Origin of the sequence: Aggregatibacter aphrophilus ATCC 33389 (assembly GCF_900636915.1) — a bacterium.
GTDB classification, from domain to species: domain Bacteria; phylum Pseudomonadota; class Gammaproteobacteria; order Enterobacterales; family Pasteurellaceae; genus Aggregatibacter; species Aggregatibacter aphrophilus.
In genome coordinates, this window is the sequence record NZ_LR134327.1 from 1,896,675 (window position 1) to 1,918,106 (window position 21,432).

At 42.1% G+C, this 21,432-nt stretch carries 18 protein-coding genes; 7 read left to right on the top strand and 11 right to left on the bottom strand.

The genetic code is table 11. The features are described from left to right. Positions 1 to 238: 238 nt before the first annotated feature. Entirely contained in the window at positions 239 to 1,066 is an 828-nt protein-coding gene (locus tag EL144_RS09100; RefSeq protein ID WP_005704074.1) for a DNA ligase, read from the top strand. A gap of 183 nt (positions 1,067 to 1,249) precedes the next feature. After that, a complete protein-coding gene (locus EL144_RS09105; protein WP_050332822.1) occupies positions 1,250 to 2,797 on the top strand; it encodes a YdgA family protein in 1,548 nt (515 codons plus the stop codon). Positions 2,798 to 2,873: 76 nt separating this feature from the next. Here EL144_RS09105 and uvrD read toward each other — a convergent pair whose 3' ends face one another. Both uvrD and EL144_RS09115 read right to left on the bottom strand, forming a co-directional pair. Then, a complete protein-coding gene (gene uvrD, locus EL144_RS09110) occupies positions 2,874 to 5,048 on the bottom strand; it encodes a DNA helicase II (RefSeq protein ID WP_005704070.1) in 2,175 nt (724 codons plus the stop codon). A gap of 167 nt (positions 5,049 to 5,215) precedes the next feature. After that, complete coding sequence (locus tag EL144_RS09115) at positions 5,216 to 6,565, bottom strand: GntP family permease (RefSeq protein WP_005704067.1); 1,350 nt, start codon at positions 6,563 to 6,565, stop codon at positions 5,216 to 5,218. Positions 6,566 to 6,779: 214 nt separating this feature from the next. Here EL144_RS09115 and EL144_RS09120 point away from each other — a divergent pair, with 214 nt between their 5' ends. Beyond that, positions 6,780 to 7,298 (top strand): gluconokinase, encoded by a 519-nt coding sequence (locus tag EL144_RS09120; RefSeq protein WP_005704065.1) that lies wholly within the window; start codon positions 6,780 to 6,782, stop codon positions 7,296 to 7,298. A 212-nt stretch (positions 7,299 to 7,510) separates the two neighbouring features. Here the strand turns inward: EL144_RS09120 and gntR are convergent, their stop codons facing one another. Next, the gene (gene gntR / locus EL144_RS09125) at positions 7,511 to 8,509 is read right to left on the bottom strand and encodes a gluconate operon transcriptional repressor GntR (protein WP_005704064.1); all 999 of its coding nucleotides are present in this window, start codon (positions 8,507 to 8,509) and stop codon (positions 7,511 to 7,513) included. Positions 8,510 to 8,559: 50 nt separating this feature from the next. Further along, positions 8,560 to 9,384, bottom strand: coding sequence for a formate dehydrogenase accessory sulfurtransferase FdhD (fdhD, locus tag EL144_RS09130; protein WP_005704063.1), 825 nt, complete (start codon positions 9,382 to 9,384; stop codon positions 8,560 to 8,562). A gap of 235 nt (positions 9,385 to 9,619) precedes the next feature. On the opposite strand from fdhD, the gene fdnG reads away from it, so the two are divergent. From fdnG to EL144_RS09150, 3 genes are read left to right on the top strand one after another with little or no spacing between them, the layout of a single operon-like run. Continuing rightward, positions 9,620 to 12,709: a formate dehydrogenase-N subunit alpha gene (gene fdnG, locus EL144_RS09140; protein WP_151212339.1), complete on the top strand. Its 3,090-nt coding sequence runs from the start codon at positions 9,620 to 9,622 to the stop codon at positions 12,707 to 12,709. A gap of 1 nt (position 12,710) precedes the next feature. Next, positions 12,711 to 13,637, top strand: a complete 927-nt coding sequence (gene fdxH, locus EL144_RS09145; RefSeq protein ID WP_032995221.1) for a formate dehydrogenase subunit beta — start codon at positions 12,711 to 12,713, stop codon at positions 13,635 to 13,637. After that, on the top strand, positions 13,630 to 14,343 hold the full coding sequence (locus EL144_RS09150; protein WP_005700830.1) for a formate dehydrogenase subunit gamma: 714 nt from the start codon (positions 13,630 to 13,632) through the stop codon (positions 14,341 to 14,343). Before fdxH ends, EL144_RS09150 begins: the two co-directional genes overlap by 8 nt. Positions 14,344 to 14,449: 106 nt before the next feature. Here the strand turns inward: EL144_RS09150 and modC are convergent, their stop codons facing one another. The 3 genes from modC to modA all read right to left on the bottom strand — a co-directional run bounded on the left by modC (position 14,450) and on the right by modA (position 17,058). Continuing rightward, on the bottom strand, positions 14,450 to 15,511 hold the full coding sequence (modC, locus tag EL144_RS09155; RefSeq protein ID WP_005704058.1) for a molybdenum ABC transporter ATP-binding protein ModC: 1,062 nt from the start codon (positions 15,509 to 15,511) through the stop codon (positions 14,450 to 14,452). Continuing rightward, on the bottom strand, positions 15,498 to 16,226 hold the full coding sequence (modB, locus tag EL144_RS09160) for a molybdate ABC transporter permease subunit (protein ID WP_032995219.1): 729 nt from the start codon (positions 16,224 to 16,226) through the stop codon (positions 15,498 to 15,500). The genes modC and modB overlap by 14 nt, the downstream gene beginning before the upstream one ends. 67 nt (positions 16,227 to 16,293) lie before the next feature. Continuing rightward, a complete protein-coding gene (modA, locus tag EL144_RS09165) occupies positions 16,294 to 17,058 on the bottom strand; it encodes a molybdate ABC transporter substrate-binding protein (RefSeq protein ID WP_005704056.1) in 765 nt (254 codons plus the stop codon). A 234-nt stretch (positions 17,059 to 17,292) separates the two neighbouring features. Between modA and EL144_RS09170 the strand changes: the two genes are divergently transcribed. After that, complete coding sequence (locus EL144_RS09170) at positions 17,293 to 18,072, top strand: TOBE domain-containing protein (RefSeq protein ID WP_005704055.1); 780 nt, start codon at positions 17,293 to 17,295, stop codon at positions 18,070 to 18,072. Between the two features lie 71 nt (positions 18,073 to 18,143). On the opposite strand, the gene yfbR is transcribed toward EL144_RS09170, so the two are convergent. From yfbR to nrdR, 4 genes are read right to left on the bottom strand one after another with little or no spacing between them, the layout of a single operon-like run. After that, positions 18,144 to 18,740: a 5'-deoxynucleotidase gene (yfbR, locus tag EL144_RS09175; protein WP_005704054.1), complete on the bottom strand. Its 597-nt coding sequence runs from the start codon at positions 18,738 to 18,740 to the stop codon at positions 18,144 to 18,146. A 9-nt stretch (positions 18,741 to 18,749) separates the two neighbouring features. After that, positions 18,750 to 19,778, bottom strand: a complete 1,029-nt coding sequence (gene degS, locus EL144_RS09180) for an outer membrane-stress sensor serine endopeptidase DegS (protein WP_005704053.1) — start codon at positions 19,776 to 19,778, stop codon at positions 18,750 to 18,752. Between the two features lie 7 nt (positions 19,779 to 19,785). Beyond that, on the bottom strand, positions 19,786 to 20,910 hold the full coding sequence (gene ribD, locus EL144_RS09185; protein WP_005704052.1) for a bifunctional diaminohydroxyphosphoribosylaminopyrimidine deaminase/5-amino-6-(5-phosphoribosylamino)uracil reductase RibD: 1,125 nt from the start codon (positions 20,908 to 20,910) through the stop codon (positions 19,786 to 19,788). After that, positions 20,907 to 21,362, bottom strand: coding sequence for a transcriptional regulator NrdR (gene nrdR, locus EL144_RS09190; RefSeq protein ID WP_005700838.1), 456 nt, complete (start codon positions 21,360 to 21,362; stop codon positions 20,907 to 20,909). The genes ribD and nrdR overlap by 4 nt, the downstream gene beginning before the upstream one ends. Between the last annotated feature and the right edge of the window lie 70 nt (positions 21,363 to 21,432).

Consider the following 21,432-nt stretch of genomic DNA (forward strand, 5'->3'; position numbering starts at 1 on the left):
CATAAGCTCAGTCATTCGTTTATCTCCTCCTGACTGAGTCGTTGATGTCATCGGCGTTAAAAAACGTTTATTTTTTTAACCGCACTTTCCATCAAAATATGCCTAAAATACGCCCTCGCAAGGCGTATTTTTTTATTCTTTTTTCTTTTATCTTCGATCTGCTTCACAAAAATCTTGTCTTTTCATGGTTGTCTCTTTGCCCTGTCGCTAATCTTCTTTTTATTTAAAGGAACGTAATATGCGCCACTTCACTTCATTTTTTGCCTTACTCTTTTTTCATCTTATTTGTTACGCAGAAAAACCTGACCTAATGCTATTAGAATCCTACAAAAACCAGAATGTGACAGGATGGGTTATGAGCGAAAAATTAGATGGTGTTCGTGGCTACTGGGACGGCAAACAACTCTTTACCCGTGGGGGAGTAACACTATCGCCACCAAAAGATTTTTTAGCCGAATTTCCTCCTTTTGCCATTGACGGAGAATTGTTTAGCCAACGTGATCAATTTGCAGAAATTTCCTCTATTGTTCGCTCTCAACAGGATAAAGGTTGGCATAAATTAAAGCTTCATGTGTTTGATGTTCCTGATGCCAACGGCAATTTATTTGAACGCTTAGACCAATTAAAAGCCTACTTAGCGCAGCATCCTTCAGCACCTATTGAAATCATTACGCAGATTCCCATCGAAAATCCGCAACACATTCAACAATTTTTACAACAGGTTGAACAAACGAAAGGCGAAGGAGTGATCATCCGTAACCCAAACGCACCTTATGAACGAAAACGCAGTACACAAATTCTTAAACTAAAGACCGCACTTGATGAAGAATGTACGGTCATTGCTCATCATGCCGGTAAAGGACAATTTGAAAATGTCATGGGATCGCTCACCTGTGAAAATCATCTAGGTCAATTTAAAATTGGTTCGGGATTCAAACTGGAGGAGCGAATCAATCCGCCGCCAGTCGGTTCACAAATTACTTATAAATATCGTGGCTTAACTAACAAAGGAAAACCAAGATTTGCGACCTTTTGGCGAATTGCCGCTCAAGAAAAAACACCTTAAAAAGTGCATCTTAAAATACTCATAAATCACTTATGTCATTTATTTGTTGCGTCGGCGCTGTTGGCATAGTCAACGTTCAGAAATAGATTTTTTTGTGACCGCACTTCTATATCTATTCGTTTAAATTTCAATATGATAGAATGCGTAAAATTTGATCATCTAACCAAAATAAGGAACTTAAATATGAAAAAATCAGCTGTGGCATTAGGTATAATCGCCGTTTTAGGGGGAGCTTGGGCTGGCGTGACTTGGTATTCCGGCAAAACGGCAGAACAACAATTTCACGCGAAAATCAACCAAATCAACGAAAAGTTAGATCGTTTTTTTAGCACACCAAATGTGAAATCTACTGGAACTGTAAAAATTGATAACGCAAAATTTCAACGCGGCTTTTTTAGTTCTAATATTAGCTATGAGCTCGTTTTCTCATCTAATGAAAGCGATAACATCAACACAGTCCCATTTAACGGCAAACTTTACCATGGCCCGTTACCAATAAATCAACTTAGCCAATTCAACTTTACACCGGTGATGTTTTCAACAGAAACCGAAGTCACAAAAACCGAACAAAATAAAGAATGGTTTGGTAAAAATGGAAAAAGCCCACTATATTCTAATTTTTCCATGAGCTATAACAAACAGGTGTCAGGAAATCTGAATTCTGAAGTCAATACACATATTGACGGTGGAGACATTGACTGGAAATTCACGGCCAATTATGACATTGATGAAAACGGTTTTGGGAAAGTGGATATTTTCTCTCCTTATGCAAAATTAGTTTTTCCAAAGGTGGAACAAACAATCCAAAATGAGAAGAAAAACGATCTCCAAAATGGAATTTTTGAATTTACTGATTCACAAACCTCCCTAAATTGGGATCGCGCATCAGCCGAACTGGATAAAATTATCGTTGGTAACTACAGCACTAAACTTGCAAATATGCGATTTAGCGCCAAAGATAATGACAAAGATATTTTGTTAGAAATGAAAGATATTCAATCAGACATTAACGGCAAAATAAAAGATAACTTTGTTGATTATGACTTCACTTACAAACTCGGCGGAATACGTTTTGTTTCCGATAGTCAAGAAAACTTCTCTATCAACGACAGTATTTTTAATATTCAATTTAATCACTTGGCGGCAAAACCGCTAAATATTATTCTCACTGAAGCGGCCAAGGTTGCCGAGAGCGATAAAAAACAAGATACTCCATCTGAAGAAGTATTCCAGGCATTTATAGAACTTTCCCAAAAACAGCCTCAAGTGAAAATTGCCCCCTTCAAATTATCGAACAAGGGAGGGAAACTCAGTGCCGATTTAGATATTGAATTTGCACCGGGTGATTTACAGGCTAAAATCCAATCTAATAAGGTGTTAGAAATGTTTAAGCAATTTGCTCTAAACATTAATTTAGATAACCCTGCAATTTTAGATTTTATTACTCAAGCAAAACGTCTAGATACCAATGTCACCATGCAGGAAACTCCGGAGAAAGAAGCAGAGAAAACACTACGTGAATTCTTATCACTCGCTGAAAGCACTCCGTTGTTTGTGGTTGATGATAAAAGCATAAAACTCAATGCTAAATTAGAAAACAACAAAATCAACCTCAATGGCAATATGCTATCTTGGGAAGAGTTTGTTATGATGGTAGCAATGGTTCCAAACTCGATTCCTGATGAAACTCTGGAAGAATCCGAAACACCGGAAATGCCGGAAACCAAATAAGCGGCATGAATAAAAAAGTGCGGTCAAAAATTTAAATGTTTTTTTGACCGCACTTTATTTTATGGATAACCGGAAATCAAACTTTCTCCAACTTCGCCAAATGAGCAATCAGCCATTTTATCCCTTGATTCTGGAAAGCGATTTGTAAGCGCAAATTATTGTCCGCACCTTCTACATTGATCACCGTGCCAAAACCGAATTTTTCATGTTTCACTTTTTGCCCCATTTTCCATTCGCTTTCATTAGCGTTCGGCGAAACGCTACCTACTTTGGCTTGATTCAAGGCGCGTGTAACGGTGCCACGTAAACGGATTTCCTGCAAACATTGTGGTGGTAATTCTGTGATAAAACGAGAAGGCAAATGACGTTCTTCTTTGCCATATAAACGACGACTTTCTGCGTAAGAAATGGTGAGTTTTTGTTTGGCACGGGTAATCCCCACATAAGCCAAACGACGTTCTTCTTCCAAACGCCCGGCTTCTTCAAAAGAGCGGAAACTTGGGAATAATCCCTCTTCCACGCCAATCATGAAGACTCGTGGAAACTCCAAGCCTTTTGCCGAGTGCAAGGTCATCATTTCCACACAAGCTTGATGCGGTGCCGCTTGTTCTTCGCCGGCTTCTAACGAGGCGTGCGTCAAGAAAGCTGTAAGTTCTGTCATGTCTTCCGCCTCTTCAGGCTTGATAAATTCGCGGGCGGCAGAGACCAACTCTTCTAAGTTTTCAATGCGCACTTCGCCTTTTTCGCCCTTTTCCTGTTTGTAAATTTCATACAAGCCGGAATGCTTAATAACAAAATCGGTTTGTGCAAACAACGGCATTTCTTCCGTATCCCGTTGCAGAGAATTGATTAACTCCATAAAGCGAAGTAAGGCGGTCGCGGCGCGGCCTGCCAGTTTATTTTCCTGTAACGCCAAATTTGTGGCTTGCCATAACGTGATTTGATGTTCACGAGTCAGATTACGCAAGGTGTCCAACGTGCGATCGCCAACGCCCCGTGGTGGCGTATTAATAACGCGCTCAAAGGCGGCATCGTCTTGGCGATTAGCAATTAAGCGCAAATAGGCCAATGCATCCTTAATTTCCTGACGTTCGAAGAAGCGCATGCCACCATAAATACGGTACGGAATTTGTGAACGAATTAACGCTTCCTCAATCACCCGTGATTGACTGTTACTGCGATATAAAATGGCGCAATCATTCAGTTTGCCGCCGTCTTCAATCCAAGTTTTAATTTGTGAGGCAACGAACAGCGCTTCATCCAATTCGTTAAAAGCCGCATAAATGCCTACTGGCTCACCTTGATTACCTTCCGACCACAAATTTTTTCCTAGTCGATTGTTGTTATTGGAAATCAGCTCATTCGCCGCTTGCAAAATATTCATAGTGGAACGGTAATTTTGCTCTAATCGAATGGTTTCTGCATTGGCAAATTCTTTTAAAAATAACTGAATATTTTCGATTTTTGCACCACGCCAGCCATAAATAGATTGGTCGTCATCGCCCACAATCATTACTTTGCCGGTTTTGCCCGCCAACAAACGAATCCATTCATATTGAATTTTGTTGGTGTCTTGAAACTCATCCACCAAAATATGCTGAAAACGTTGTTGGTAACGTTGTAAAATCAGTGGTTTATGTAAAAACAATTCGTACGAGCGCAATAAAATTTCAGCAAAATCCACCAATCCTGCACGATCGCAAGCATCTTGATAAATCTGATAAATTCGAATCCACTCGCGTTCTTGACGATCGTGATGATCGTCAATTTGATTCGGGCGCAAGCCTTCGTCTTTTTTATTATTGATATACCAAGCGGCTTGTTTTGGCGGGAAACTTTTTTCGTCAAAATGATGTAATTTCATGAGGCGTTTGAGTAAACGCAATTGGTCTTCCGAATCTAAAATCTGGAAATCTTGCGGCAAATCCGCATCAAGATGATGGGCACGCAGAAGTCGATGAGCGATACTGTGAAAGGTGCCGACCCACATACCAAACAAACGCTGATTGCCGTCGGACAAGACGGATTCAATACGATGACGCATTTCTGCGGCAGCTTTGTTGGTGAAGGTCACCGCCATAATGCTCCCTTCGGAGACACCTTCAACACCAATCAACCATGCGATTCGGTGCGTCAAAACACGGGTTTTACCACTCCCTGCGCCCGCCAACACCAAATAATTGCCCAACGGCGCACTCACCGCTTCCCGTTGTTTATCGTTTAAACCATCTAATAATTCTGCGAAATCCATTATTTTTACTCACAAATACTGTTTTTTTGTACAGGCGAAATTATAACGAGTTTTGGTAAAAACTCAATGAAGGAAAGGGAAAAGAAGAAAAAGTGCGGTGGTTTTTTCCGATGTTTTTCCATAAAAAAGCGCACCGTAAAAGATGCGCTTTAGTAAAACAGGAAGAATTAGAAAATAATGCTGCCGATTAATGCAATGATAAAACCGACAAAGCCGATTGAGGTCTCCAACATAGTCCAGGTTTTTAACGTGGTTTTGGTGTCCATTTCCAAAAAGCGACTCATTAACCAAAATCCGCTGTCATTCACATGAGAGAACACCGTGGCGCCGGAGGCTATGGAGATCACGATAAAGCATAAATCCAATTGGCTAAGATCAGTCGCCGCAGCAACGGTCGGTGCGATTAATGCGGAGGCGGTAGTTAATGCTACCGTTGCCGAGCCTTGTGCCACGCGCAATGCCATGGAAATAATAAAGGCGGCAATAATAATTGGCATACCGGTATTGGATAACATGGCGGACAATTCATCGCCGATACCGCCGGCACGTAATACGCCACCGAACATACCGCCAGCCCCGGTGACCAAAATAATGGAGCAAATTGGTCCGAGCGCACTGTTGCAGAGGCTTTCGATTTGTTCGTAGCTACGTTCACCACGCAATAAAGCAATGGCGATTAACAACGTAATCAATAAGGCAATGGGCGTTTTACCAATTAAACGCAAGCTTTGCACCCACAAGGCTGAACCGTCGATGACTTTTGCTACGCTGAGCGTATTTAAACCGGTATCAAACAAAATTAAGAAAATCGGTAAAACCAAGATAAATAATACGCGTCCAAACGGTGGCGGGTTTTGAACGGAAGTTTCGCTAATAGCAGAACTATTCAAAAAGGTTTTCGGCAGTTCCACAAAGAATTTTTTGCTGATGTACATACTGAACAAATATGTCCCGATATACCAAGTTGGAATAGCACAAATTAACCCGACAAGCACCATCAACCCCATATTTACACCAAGCAAATCTCCGGAAGCAACCGGGCCGGGATGCGGCGGTAAAAAGGCGTGCATGACGGCGAAGGCACCGGCGACCGGAAAGGCGTAACGTAAGACGGAACCACCAAAGCGTTTTGCCACGCTAAAGACGATTGGCAACATCACCACCAAACCGGCATCAAAGAAAATCGGGAAACCGAATAATAAGGCGGCAACCCCAAGGGCAAAAGGCGCTTTTTGTTCGCCAAATTTATTGATTAAGGTATCGGCAAGCACTTTTGCTCCGCCGGTCACTTCAAGTAAACGCCCAATCATGGCCCCCAAACCAACCAACAAGGCAACCGATGCCAACGTATTGCCGAAGCCGGTTAATAGCGTCGGTAAAATCTTGTCAACGGAAATACCCGCGGCAATTGCGGTCAATAAACTGACTAACACCAATGCGACAAAGGCGTGCATTTTAAATTTAATGATGAGTAGCAGTAATAAAAGTACAGCTGCGATCATGATGAAAATTAACATAATTCGTCCTCATGCTAAAAAATGTTACTGGTAACATACCTTTTATGGCAATATTGGTAAATAGACATCATTAAGAACTGTGATCACAATCACAAAAAATATATTTATGCTTAATTCATCTTCAAAAACGGACACTTTATAGTCCAAAAAGATTGTTACCGATAACATTTTTGCGCTAAGCTAAGTCTATTAAAAATCAGAGAAGGAGAAACACATGGCGGCAGGTAAAAGTTTTATTTTAATGGGGGTATCCAGCACCGGTAAAACGTCCGTGGGGACGGAAGTCGCGCATCGTCTGGGGATAAAACTGATTGACGGAGACGATCTGCATCCTCGCGCCAATATCATTAAGATGGGAGAAGGCCATCCATTGAACGATGAAGATCGCGCACCTTGGTTGGAGCGCATTCGGGATGCGGCGTTTAGCTTGGAACATAAAAGCGAGATTGGCATTATTGTTTGTTCGGCACTGAAAAAGAAATATCGTGATCAAATTCGTGACGGCAACAGCAATGTAAAATTCCTATTTTTACACGGTTCTTATGATGTAATTTTGGAACGTATGCGCCAACGCAAAGGGCACTACATGAAAGAAAGTATGCTGAAAAGTCAGTTTGAAACGCTGGAAGTACCGGGTGCAGATGAACCTGATGTGATTCCTATTGATATTAATACGTCTTTTGACGAAGTGGTTGAACGTTGTATTCAGGCGCTGAAGCCTTATCTCTCTTAAAACAAAAAAGTGCAGTCTGTTTTTTCAAGTGTTCGAAATTATGTAGCAGTTGCACAAAGCTGAAATTACGGTCACTGAGCTTGTCGAAGTGTAAGTAATTTCAGCTTTTCCTATGCACAAAACTAATACTTCGACAAGCTCAGCAAGCGTTTTGTACATTTGCTCCGTAATACTGCAAGTGTTTTAAAGCGTCTAAAAAAACCACCGCACTTTTATATGCTTTCCCCTAAATGGATCTGGTAGCCTAAATTGATGATAGCGCTTTGCGCGGGAATATTATCAATTCGCGCCAGTAATTCCTGTGCAGCAACACGCCCAATGTCTAAACGAGGTGTAATCACCGTAGCAAGTTGCGGCGTGATAGATTGACCTACATCATGTCCGTGGAAACCGGCAACAGCAATTTGCTTGGGCACTTGAATGCCTAGCCGTTGACATTCAAAAATAGCGCCAATGGCAATGTCATCATTGGTACAAAAAATACCGTCAATTTGCGGAAATGTTTCAAGTGCCTGATGCAACAAATCGCCGCCTAGCGTAAAAGAAGAATGTTCTTTAGTGGCGATCACATGTGGTGTTAACTGATGCTTTGCCATGGCGTATTCATAGCCTTGCTGACGTAAACGCGTGCGTTTATCTTGACGTGCCGCAAAATAGACTACGTTGCGATACCCACGATTAATCATAGTTTCCACCATCGCTTGTGCCGCGGCGATGTTATCAAAACCGACAACCTGTTGGATACCAACCTCGGTGGTATCCATGATTTCAATTACCGGAATATTCGCCACTTTAAGCATTTTTTTAGTTTTTTCAGAATGCTGACTTTCTGACAAAATAATGCCGTCTACGTTATAAGACAGTAGGCTTTCAATACGTCGTTCCTCTTTCTTTTCACTGTAACCGTAATGCGCCAACATGGTTTGATAACCTGCTTTATCGGTAATTTGCTCAATACCGCGAATCACATTGGCGAACACCTGATTAGTCAACGACGGCACCAACACACCAATCGCCCGACTTTTAGCATTGGACAAAATATCCGGTGCGCGATTAGGAATATAGCCGAAGCGTTCAATGGCTTCCGCAATGCGCGCTTGTGTGCCACTCGCCACAGAATCGGGATTGCGCAAATAGCGGCTGATGGTCATTTTCGTGATACCAAGGTAATCGGCAATATCTTGTAACGTCGGGCGTTTATTTTTTGTCATAATAAGGAAAGCCTAATAAATACACGAGATGATTTTAGACTAAGGCAGAATCAATCACAAATTGCCAAACGTTCTTTGCCGCTATACACCGTTGCCCGCCCTTCTCTGGCGAAACCAACGAGGGTTAAATCATACTGCTCCGCCATTTGCACGGCTAAGTCCGTTGCAGCGGAAATAGCAATAAGCATTTCAATGCCACATGAAACGGTTTTTTGCACCATTTCATAGCTGGCACGACTGGTCACCAATACGAACCCCCGAGGCTTTCCTGCTTTGGCATGCCAACCAAGCAGTTTGTCTAATGCCACATGGCGTCCTACATCTTCACGAATCGCCAATAACTCGCCTGCTATAGAGAAAAACCCCGCCGCGTGAGTTGAGCCGGTTTGTTTACCGAGTTCTTGTGCGTCATATAATTTTTGCAAGCAAGAATCTAATTGGGCGGCATTAACCGTTAAAGTGCGGTCTAATTTTGCTATGTTTTTATAGACTTGTTGTATTTGTTCCGCACCACAAATACCACAACCGGTACGGCCGGTTAAAGTGCGCCGATGGTCTTTCAATGCCACAAAACAGCGGGTTGCCAACTCAATTCTGGCTTCTATGCCATTACAAACCTCTTCAATATCAATGCCATAAATGTCGGCTGGCTTATCGATAATGCCCTCCGTAAGGGAAAAACCCATGGCAAAATCGTCTAGATCCCGCGGAGAACACATCATCACTGTGTGGGAGATACCATTATATACCAAGGCAACTGGAACTTCTTTTGCCAAACTATCCTGTTTTTCGGAAACTGTAATGCTGTTTCCTATTGGTTTAGTATTTGTTAATTTTTTGATAAAACTAATTGTTCTTTTTGTGATCCAGCTCAACTTTTTTATCCTTTTTAATTATTAGTGATTATAGATTTCTGTACAAAAAATAGGTATTCTAGCCCCGCTAACGAATAAGTAAGTAATATTTATATATCACGTTAGGTTTTATATCGATTGCGTTTAATTGTAATACTATTTTAACAAAATCGACCACCAGATTATCTACTCAAATACGAATTTATAACTATCAAATAGAAATCAACAATCCATTTTGTTGATGTGGGGAGTATTTATGCAGATCAGTAGAAGAAAATTCTTCAAGGTCTGTGCCGGCGGTATGGCAGGAACATCGGTTACGATGTTAGGCTTTGCTCCGGCTACGGCCTTAGCTGCGCCACGCGAATATAAACTATTGCGTGCGAAAGAGTCTCGTCAAACCTGTACATACTGCTCGGTAAGTTGCGGTATGTTGATGTACAGTACAGGTACGCCATCCAACACATTAAGTGGTCACACCGCTACAAATACCCGTTCTAAATTATTCCATATTGAAGGCGACCCTGATCATCCGATCAGCCGTGGTGCTTTATGCCCTAAAGGTGCAGCTGCCTTAGACTTCGTAAATAGCGAAAGCCGGACCTTATATCCGGAATATCGTGCACCGGGCTCTGATAAATGGGAGCGCATTTCTTGGAAAGATGCCATTAAACGCATTGCCCGCTTGATGAAAGATGACCGCGATGCCAACTTTGTTGAGAAAAATGCCGAAGGCAATATCGTCAACCGTTGGACAACCACAGGGATCATGACAGCGTCAGCAATCAGTAATGAAGCCGCGCTGCTAACCCAGAAGTGGATTCGAATGTTGGGGATGCTTCCGGTATGTAACCAAGCGAATACTTGACACGGACCAACGGTAGCAAGTCTTGCTCCATCATTTGGTCGCGGTGCCATGACAAATAGCTGGGTTGATATCAAAAACGCCAACCTTATTATTGTTCAGGGCGGTAACCCTGCTGAAGCCCACCCTGTTGGCTTCCGTTGGGCAATCGAAGCAAAGAAAAACGGTGCAAAAATCATCGTGGTTGACCCGCGCTTCAATCGTACAGCTTCCGTAGCTGACCTTCACGCCCCAATTCGTTCCGGTTCTGATATTGCCTTCTTAATGGGGGTTATCCGTTACTTACTGGAAACCAATCAAATTCAACACGAATACGTTAAACACTATACCAATGCATCCTTCTTGGTGGATGAAGGCTATAAATTTGAAGACGGTTTATTCTCCGGATTTGACGAGGCCAAAGGTAAGTATGATAAATCAACTTGGAACTACCAATTTGATGAAAATGGTAATGCCAAACGTGATATGACGTTACAACACCCTCGTTGTGTAATTAACGTATTAAAAGAACACGTATCTCGTTACACCCCGGAAATGGTTGAAAAGGTTACCGGTGTAAAACAAAAACTCTTCTTACAAATTTGTGAAGAAATTGGTAAAACTTCTGCTCCGAATAAAACCATGACGCATTTATATGCGCTCGGCTTTACCGAACACACAATCGGTACACAAAATATTCGCTCAATGGCGATGATCCAATTGCTCTTGGGTAATATTGGTATGCCGGGTGGCGGTATCAACGCATTACGCGGCCACTCTAACGTTCAAGGTACAACCGATATGGGCTTGTTACCGACAATGTTACCTGGCTATATGCGTTTGCCGACAGAAAAAGAAACGTCATTCGAACAATTCATCAATGCGATTACGCCAAAAGATATCGTGCCAAATCAAACAAACTACTATCGCAATACATCAAAATTCTTCATCAGTATGATGAAGACATTCTATGGTGATAAAGCGATGAAAGAAAATAGTTGGGGTTTTGATTTCTTGCCAAAAGTCGATCGCGTCTATGACCCAATTACGCATGTCAAAATGATGCATGACGGTGAATTGAACGGTTGGATTTTACAAGGTTTCAACGTACTGAACTCATTACCGAACAAAAACAAAACCGTTGCCGGTATGAGTAAGTTGAAATACTTAATCATTATGGATCCACTACAAACCGAAAGCTCCGAATTTTGGAAAAACTTTGGGGAATCCAATGACGTAGATCCGTCCAAAATCCAAACTGAAGTATTCCGTTTACCAACCACCTGTTTTGCGGAGGAAGATGGCTCTATCGCTAACTCCGGTCGTTGGGTGCAATGGCACCAAAAATCTTGTGACCAGCCGGGTGAAGCGTTACCGGATGTAGAGATTTTGTCTATGCTCCGTGAAGAAATGCATGAGCTTTATAAGAAAGAAGGCGGTCGGGGTATTGAGTCTTTTGAAGCCATGACATGGAGCTATGATATTCCTCATGCACCATCTTCAGCAGAATTAGCTAAAGAGCTAAACGGCTACGCTTTAGAAGATCTATATGATGCTAACGGCAACCTGATGTATAAGAAAGGTCAACTGCTCAACGCCTTCGCACACTTGCGTGATGACGGTACGACAAGTTCCGGAAACTGGATTTATGTAGGTCAATGGACTGAAAAAGGCAACCAAACGGAAAATCGAGATAATTCTGATCCGTCCGGTTTAGGTTGTAATTTAGGTTGGAGCTTTGCATGGCCTGCGAACCGTCGCATACTTTACAGTCGTGCTTCTTTAGACATTAACGGTAATCCATGGGATAAACACCGTCAATTAATCAAGTGGAACGGTAAAAACTGGAACTGGTTTGATATTGCCGACTACGGTACACAGCCTCCGGGTTCTGATACCGGTCCATTCATCATGTCCGCCGAAGGTGTCGGTCGTTTATTCGCCGTTGATAAAATCAATAGCGGACCTGTGCCGGAACATTATGAACCGATTGAAAGTCCGATTGATACTAACCCGTTACACCCAAATGTTGTGACGGATCCAACGGTACGTATCTATAAAGAAGACCGTGAGTTTATCGGTTCAAATAAAGAATACCCGTTTGTAGCGACAACTTACCGTTTAACCGAACACTTCCACAGTTGGACTGCGCAATCTGCTCTAAACATCATCGCACAACCACAACAATTTGTGGAAATTGGTGAAGCATTAGCAGCAGAAAAAGGCATTCAAAAAGGTGACATGGTGAAAATCACTTCTCGTCGTGGCTATATCAAAGCTGTTGCTGTGGTCACAAAACGTTTGAAAGCGTTGGAAGTTGACGGAAAAACAGTACACCATGTAGGTATCCCGATTCACTGGAATATGAAAGTATTAAATGGCAAAGGCAACCGTGGATTCTCCACCAATACCTTAACGCCATCATGGGGGGAATCCGTCACACAAACCCCTGAATATAAGACTTTCCTTGTGAATATCGAAAAAGTAGCGGAGGCAGCATAAGATGAGATCAATGGATGTACAAACGCAAGACATTATTAAGGTCTCCGCAACCTCCGGTTTAACACCGGCACCACATGCGCGTGATCACAAAGTTGAAGTAGCAAAACTCATTGACGTAACGACCTGTATCGGTTGCAAAGCCTGTCAGATTGGTTGTTCGGAGTGGAATGACATCCGCTCTGATGTCAATGCCCAATGCGTAGGGATTTATGACAACCCTGTTGACCTTAATGCAAAAGCCTGGACGGTCATGCGCTTCAATGAAGTAGAAGAAAACGATCGTTTAGAATGGTTAATCCGTAAAGATGGCTGTATGCACTGTACCGAACCGGGCTGTTTGAAAGCCTGTCCGGCACCGGGTGCAATTATCCAATATGCCAACGGTATCGTGGATTTCCAATCCGACAAGTGTATCGGCTGCGGTTACTGTATTGCTGGCTGCCCGTTCAATATTCCACGCATGAATCCAGAAGATAATCGTGTGTATAAATGCACCCTTTGTGTGGATCGTGTCTCTGTAGGTCAGGAACCGGCTTGTGTGAAAACTTGTCCGACCGGCGCAATTCGTTTCGGTTCCAAAGAAGAAATGAAGGTCTATGCGGAACAACGTATTGCCGATCTAAAAGCCCGTGGCTATGAAAATGCAGGTCTTTACGATCCGGAAGGCGTAGGCGGTACACATGTCATGTATGTATTACACCATGCAGATAAACCTGAATTGTATTCCGGTCTTCCGAAAGATCCGCATATCGACACAACCATTACCTTATGGAAAGACATTCTGAAACCGGTTGCTGCAGTGGCAATGGGTGGTCTTGCACTTGCCGAAATCGGTCACTATCTCACCGTAGGTCCGAATGAGGAAGAAGATGTAGAAGATCATCACAAAGAATTTGAAGATGTAGAGGGAGGCAAAAAAGATGAATAAAGGTAAACTTGAGATTACCAATGATACCCGTATCATTCGTCATAAACTCCCAGCGCGTCTAAGTCACTGGTTCTTGGTAATCAGTTTCTTCTTAACCATGTTTACCGGGGTAGCGTTCTTCTTCCCTGATTTTGCATGGTTAACGGAAATTCTTGGTACACCACAACTTGCCCGTGCAATTCACCCGTTCACCGGTATTTTAATGTTTATTGCCTTTGTGTTCTTATGTTCACTCTACTGGCACCATAACATTCCGGAGAAAAACGATATTCGTTGGATGAAGGGCGTTCTTGAAGTCTTAAAAGGTAATGAGCACGCTGTTGCTGATAACGGTAAATATAACTTGGGTCAAAAAATGCTCTTCTGGACATTGATCCTTGCCATGTTCACCTTAATGGCTTCCGGCATCATTATGTGGCGTCAATACTTCTCGCACCACTTCTCTATTCCGGTGTTGCGTATCGCCATTTTGCTACATTCTGCCTGTGCCTTTATGTTGTTCACCGGTATCTTAGTGCACATGTACATGGCATTCTGGGTGAAAGGCTCTATTACTGGTATTGTTGAAGGTTGGGTAACTGTTCGTTGGGCGAAAAAACACCACCCGAAATGGTTCCGCGAAGAAGTACTTCCTGTATTAGAACAAGATGTTGAGCGGGAAGAAAAAGGTGAACCTACTAAGGCTGTCTTCAAGAAGTTCAGTTAATTGATGATAAAGTGCGGTCAAAATTCACTACGTTTTTTAATCGCACTTTGATACAAAAAATAGCACTAATCGAGGTGCTATTTTTTTATGTGTTTACAGCGTGGAATTAAGAGATCATGACCGAAATAGCTTTAATTTGAATATATACTAATTGTCCAAGACGTAGTGCCAAATCTTGAAATGCCCATTTACTGATCCCTGCCCAAATGTGCTTGCCGGCAATATCTAACTGCAATTCGACCTGATTATCCCGCTCTTGAACTTTCACGATCCGACCATAAAGAATATTACGAATACTGGATTTTTCCGGCTTCGTCAGTGTGATGGAAACATCAGAACTATGAATACAAATCCGAACAAACTCATCCACCTCGGCTGCCAAGGCATTGACCCAAATCTGTTGATCACCTAGCGTAAGTGCGGTCATTTTATAAGATGGATTATGCAAAAAAACAGGCAAAGAAAGCACCGCACTTTGTTGGTTTTGTTGTTTCCAAGGCAAGAATAAAGGGCTGTCCCAAACCGCTTCCAAGACATCATAGGATTCGACTTTACCATCCGTTAACAAAACCACCCGTTCTGCAAGACACAATAATTCATCAAGGCTGTGAGTAACGTATAAAATCGGGATATTAATTTCTTTGGATAAGCGTTCCAAATAATTGAGCAATTCCCGTTTACGCGGTAAGTCCAACGCAGAAAGCGGCTCATCCATCAATAAAATTTCAGGATCTGTCAATAATGCGCGCCCAATAGCCACGCGCTGTTTTTCACCGCCGGATAAGGTGATCGGATATCGCTTTAATAAATGACCGATACCAAGCAATTCTACAATGTAATCAAATTCTTCTTTGCTGGTGTTTCTCATGCCGTAACGCAAATTGCCTTTTACGGTGTAATGAGGAAACAATCGCGCGTCTTGGAATACATAACCGATATTGCGTTGGTTAGGCGGCAAACAAATCCCTTCCTCAGCATCAAATAACACATTGTCGTTTAATGTAATACAGCCTTCATCGGGATTAATTAAGCCACTGACCAAATTAATTAACGAAGATTTACCTGAGCCGGATAACCCGAAAAGTGCGGTCACGCCTTGGGATGGAATGTCTAACGTTGCCTGCAGGGATAAATTGCCTAATTGTTTTTTAACATCAATGTGTAGCATTATTTTGTCCTAATTTGTTCTGCATTCGTTTTGCCAGCCATTCCGATAATAATAATGACAGTAGCGATAATATGATGGCGAAAACGCATAAACGTGCGGCTTGTTCTTCCGCCCCCGGTGTTTGAATAAAAGAGTACATTGCCAAGGGAATAGTTTGGGTTTCACCGGCAATATTGGAAACAAAGGTGATAGTCGCGCCAAATTCCCCTAAAGAGCGGGCAAAACCAAGCACAACTCCGGCTAAAATACCCGGTAAGGATAAAGGCAAGGTGATCGTGAGAAATACCCGCCAAGCAGACGCACCAAGGGTTCTGGCGGCCTGCTCTAATTTCAAGTCGATATTTTCCAACGATAATCGAATGGCACGTACGACCAAAGGAAAGGCCACCACCGCTGAAGCTAACACAGCACCTTTCCAACTAAATCCAAAGGTTAAACCGAACCATTGATACAAATATTTACCGATAAAGCCATTGCGTCCCATGGCAACCAACAAAAGATAACCAATCACGACTGGTGGTAAAACTAAAGGCAGATGAATAATCCCCCCCACAATGGATTTACCATAAAAATTTTTCCGAGCCAAAATCCATGCAACTAAAATAGCAAAAGGCAAACTCCACAAAATGGCACTGACGGAGACTTCCAAGCTCAGACGAATGGCATCGATTTCTAATGGGCTCAAACCTAATAACAGCAGAAACTGTGTAAGCAAAATTTAATTTCCTATATAAACAAAGCGTAGCACAATGGCTACGCTTAATGAGTCAAAGTTAGTTTGCTTATTTTACAGAGAAACCGTAATCCGCAAATACTTTTTTCGCTTCAGGCGATTCTAGATATTTCAAGAAGGCTTGGGTTTCTGCATTGTTATGATCTTTTAAGATCGCAACCGGATAATCAGCCGGTTTGTAAGAATCTTGTGGGAATACGCCGATTGCTTTCACCTCTTTGCTCACTTTCGCATCGGTGGCATACACGATACCTAATGGAGATTCGCCTCGTTCAACCAAGGCTAATGCCGCACGAACGTCTTTGGCGCGGGCTAATTTGTCTTTTACTTTATCCCATAAGTTTAATTTGGTTAACGCTTCTTCCGCGTATTGACCGGCTGGCACGTGAGCCGGGTCACCAACAGACAAATAAGAGTCTTTTAATTGGTTGATCCATTCGCCTTTCGCAATATCAACGTTTTGTAATTTGCTGTCTTTTTGTGAAATTAAAACAAGTTCATTACCCACTAATAATTTTTCGGTTTCTTTAACGGTTAACCCTTTGTCAGAAAGGTATTTCATCCATTTGGTGCTGGCGGAAATAAATAAATCGGCGGGTGCGCCCTCTTCAATTTGTTTCGCTAAGGTTGAAGAAGAGGCAAAAGAAAATACGATTTCCTCTTTGGGATTCACTTTTTTGTAATCTTCAGCAACTTGCTTTAATGAGTCGGTCATTGAAGCCGCTGCAAACACAGTCACTTTCGCTTGCGCAGAAAGAGAGAAAGCCAAGCAAGCCACAGCTAAGCCGGCAGCGATTTTTGAATATTTAAACATAGAAAAACTCCATTTTGGTTGACTAATAAGTTATATATATTACAAATTATACAACGAAAATAAAAGTAAAGGCGATATAAAAAATATTATTTTATTCAATAAAATGTTGAAAAGCAGAATAAAAGCTAGCGTTGAAACATTCTTATTCTTACTAAAATATTGTATGATACCGCCCATATAACTCACAGGTGTTACAAGGATGGACACTTATTTGAAAATGTAGGAGAGAAAAAAATGCGTGGCACGGAAATTTTACTTACCATTAAACTAAAACAACAACTTTTCGCCGATCCTAAACGTATTCGTTTATTAAAAGAAATTCAAAAATGCGGTTCCATCAACCAAGCAGCTAAAAATGCCAAAGTCAGCTATAAAAGCGCCTGGGATCACCTTGAAGCCATGAACAAAATCAGTCCGAAGCCGTTACTTGAACGCAATATTGGCGGCAGAAATGGTGGCGGCACAGCATTAACCGTCTATGCGCAACGCTTATTACAGCTTTATGATTTGTTGGAACAAACCCAAGAAAAAGCCTTTGATATTTTGCGCGATGAAAAAGTCCCGCTCAACAGCTTGTTATCAGCCACCGCACGATTTTCACTCCAATCCAGCGCGCGTAATCAATTCTTCGGCAAAGTACAGACATTACGCTTTGAAGATGTTCACTGCTTTGTGGATATTGCCCTAGAAGGTTTTTCCAAACCGCTTATGGTGTCCATTACAGAAAAAAGTGCGGTGCGTTTAAAACTTGAATCTGACAGAGAAGTCATGCTGATGTTTAAAGCACCTTGGGTAAAAATTACCGAAAAACAAAAAAGAAACCTTGCCAACCAATTTAGCGCAACAGTGAAATCCATCACTGACAAAGGTGATGCAGGTGAGGCCATATTAATGTTAGAAGATTCCAACATTGAATTTTGCGCGACGCTCTCAAAAGATCAACATTTGGAACCGAACCAACAAGTTTGGGTATCAGTCGATCCCGAGCAAGTGATTCTTGCCACACTTTATTAATTCAACGTACTACTTTTAAGTAAAAAAAATTCCCCGTAAATTATTCGTTTACGGGGAATTTTATGAATATTCTATAATGTAATTTCATCAATAGACTTACCGAAACTCGGCACAAACACATGTAAGAAATAATCCATTTCAGGGCTGTGCCATTGATCCATTAAATTTTCTAACCGCACTTTGGCTGATTTAAACTCCTGATTGCCATTTTCCAGTTCAAATTTCACCTTAATACAAGCGCAGATTAAATCGGCCTGTTTCACAATATGCTTCTCTTCTTCAGAAAAATATTGGCTATCCAAATAAGGTAAAAAATCCGCCTGTAATTCTTCCGGCAATAAACTAATCAAATGCAACTCAGCGGCCGTTTCAATTTGTTTATAAGCGTGAGTAATCTCATCGTTAAAATATTTAATCGGCGTCGGCAAATCTCCAGTAAAAATTTCCGATGTGTCATGGTACATCGCCAATACCGCAACACGCTCTGCGTTTAACGCGGCACCATAAAATTTATTTTTAATCAATGCCAACGCGTGTGCTACAAAAGCAACCTGCAAGCTGTGCTCCGCTAGATTCTCCCGTTCAATATTTCGCATTAACGACCAACGCTGAATCAATCTTAAACGATCCAAACAAGCGAAAAAATGACTAGTCTTTAACTCTTTCATCACACAACCTTATTGATTAAACGTATATTCCTCAATCACCACCGGGATTTTATAAGTTTTGCCTAAACGGGAAATTTCTACTTGCACTTTTGTATTTGGACGCACATCAGCAATAAATTTCATCATTTCCGTTGGTGAACGGGCTTCTTTACTATCGATTTTTAAAATCACATCGCCCGACTGCAAACCTGCTTTAGCTGCCGGGCTATTAGGAATCACGCTGGTAATTAAAATCCCCTGGTCGGAAGCGCCTTGTCCATTGCTGAATAAAATATCTGTTTGCACCCCGAAATAACCACGAATCACCCGACCATCACGGATAATTTTTTTCATCACATCACTAGCTAAATCAATCGGAATAGCAAAATTTAAGCCTTCAGCAATTTCATTAGAGTTTTTACCAATGCTCAAGGTGCTGATACCAAGTAATTCACCAGCAGAATTAATTAACGCACCACCGGAATTACCACGGTTAATAGGTGCGTCTGTTTGAATAAAGTTTTGACGTCCTAGCGCTTCTCCAACAGCATTACGGCCAACGGCACTAATAATCCCTTGTGATACGCTTTGTCCTAAGTTGTATGGATTACCGATGGCTAACACCACATCGCCTACATGAACCGAGCGGCTTGGGTTTTGCGGAATAGTCGATAAATTTTCAGCTTTAATTTTTAACACGGCCAAATCCGTTAAAGAATCGGAACCAATTAATGCAGCATCAAAAATATTCCCGTTTTGTAATGCAACTATAATTTGATCGGCATTTTGAATCACGTGTTTATTGGTTAAGATATAACCATCTTTCGACATAATCACACCGGAGCCCAAGTTATTCACTTGCAACTGTGTAGAAGAAGATGTAAACGCTTGATTATATACGTTCACGACCGCCGGCGAGGCAATGCGCACTGCATCTTTATAGGAGACAATCTGCGCCTCAGGTGTAACAGGTTCCTCGGTTATTTTCGGCAAAACAAAGAGTATCACGGCAGCAGACACCAGGCCGACAATTGCCGAATGTAAAATTTTCTTTAACATTTGTTCCTCATTTTCTTATATAAATTAATTTAAGATCGTTGCCGACAGGTTCGCATAATTGTAATTCCCACAATGGGGCATCGGCAAGTTTAGTTAAGTTAGGTAAATGACATAAATCACGTGCCTGATCGCCTAATAATTTAGGTGCCATATAAATAATCAATTCATCCACCAAATTTTCTGCGATTAACGCACCGGCTAAGGTCGCACCGGCTTCTACCCAAAAGGTATTTATTTGGCGCTTACCTAATTCGCTCATCAATGCCTGTAAGTGGCTTTCCACCTGATTGGGGATTAATTGTAAATATTCCGTGGACGCAGGAAAACCATCTAAGTGAAATTTATCCTTGCCTATCAACCAAACAGGTGAATCCGTTAAAAACAAATTAAAATCCGACCGCACTTTATGGGCGGAATCCAAAATCACCCGTACGGGCTGACGCAAATGCTGCTCGGCATAACAGGCTTGCACCTCTTGCGGTAATTCTGCCCACCGCACATTCAGGCTTGGATTATCTGCCAACACGGTTTGTGATGTGGATAAAATTGCCGAGGCTTTCGCGCGATATTGTTGTACATCTGCTCGCGCCTGTGCGCCGGTAATCCACTTACTTTCGCCATTTGCCATAGCCGTTTTGCCATCAATACTCATGGCTAATTTTAGCTGCACGAAAGGTCGACCGGTTCGCATACGTTTCAAGAAGCCTTTGTTGAGTTCCTCGGCATTTTCTTTTAATAAACCCACAGCACTTTCAATGCCGGCATCGGCTAAAATTCCTAGCCCTTTACCCGCCACCAACGGATTCGGATCACACATTGCGGCAATCACATTCCGCACACCGGCATCCACCAAACCTTTGGCGCAAGGCGGGGTTCGACCGTAATGGGCACAAGGCTCAAGGGTGACATAGGCGGTTGCTCCACGGGCATTCTCACCTGCCTCACGCAATGCCATCACCTCTGCATGGGGTTCTCCCGCTTTGGCATGAAAACCCTTACCGATAATTTGACCATTTTTAACCAACACGCAACCTACCGCAGGATTCGGTGTAGCAGTGAACTCACCTTGTTTGGCTAAATCTAACGCCAATTGCATAAACTCGGCATCTTTTAGGCTAAATTGAGATGTCATTTATGATCCTTTAAGTTCTCAATTTCTTGGCTAAATTCATTAATATCATCAAAACTTAAATAGACGGAAGCAAAACGAATATAAGCCACTTTATCTAAATTTTTCAGCTCGTCCATCACCAAGGTTCCAACCAATTTACTCGGCACTTCACGCTCGCCAGTGGCGCGCAGTTGGTGAATAATACGGCTAATAGCTTTTTCCACATCATCAGAGCTAACCGGACGTTTTTCGAGCGCATGTTGAATGCCTCGGCGCAATTTGTCTTCGTTAAAAGGCTCTCGATTACCGTTATTTTTAATGATTTTCGGCACAATTAATTCGGCCGTTTCAAAAGTCGTAAAACGTTCGTGGCACTGCCCGCACTCACGACGGCGGCGAACCTGAAAACCATCAGACACCAAACGACTATCAATCACTTTGGTTTCTTCTGTGGAACAAAAAGGACAATGCATCTCGCCTCCCATTTATAAATAGCGAAAAAAATGACCGCACTTTGCGCGGTAAATCGTCGAACGATTATTT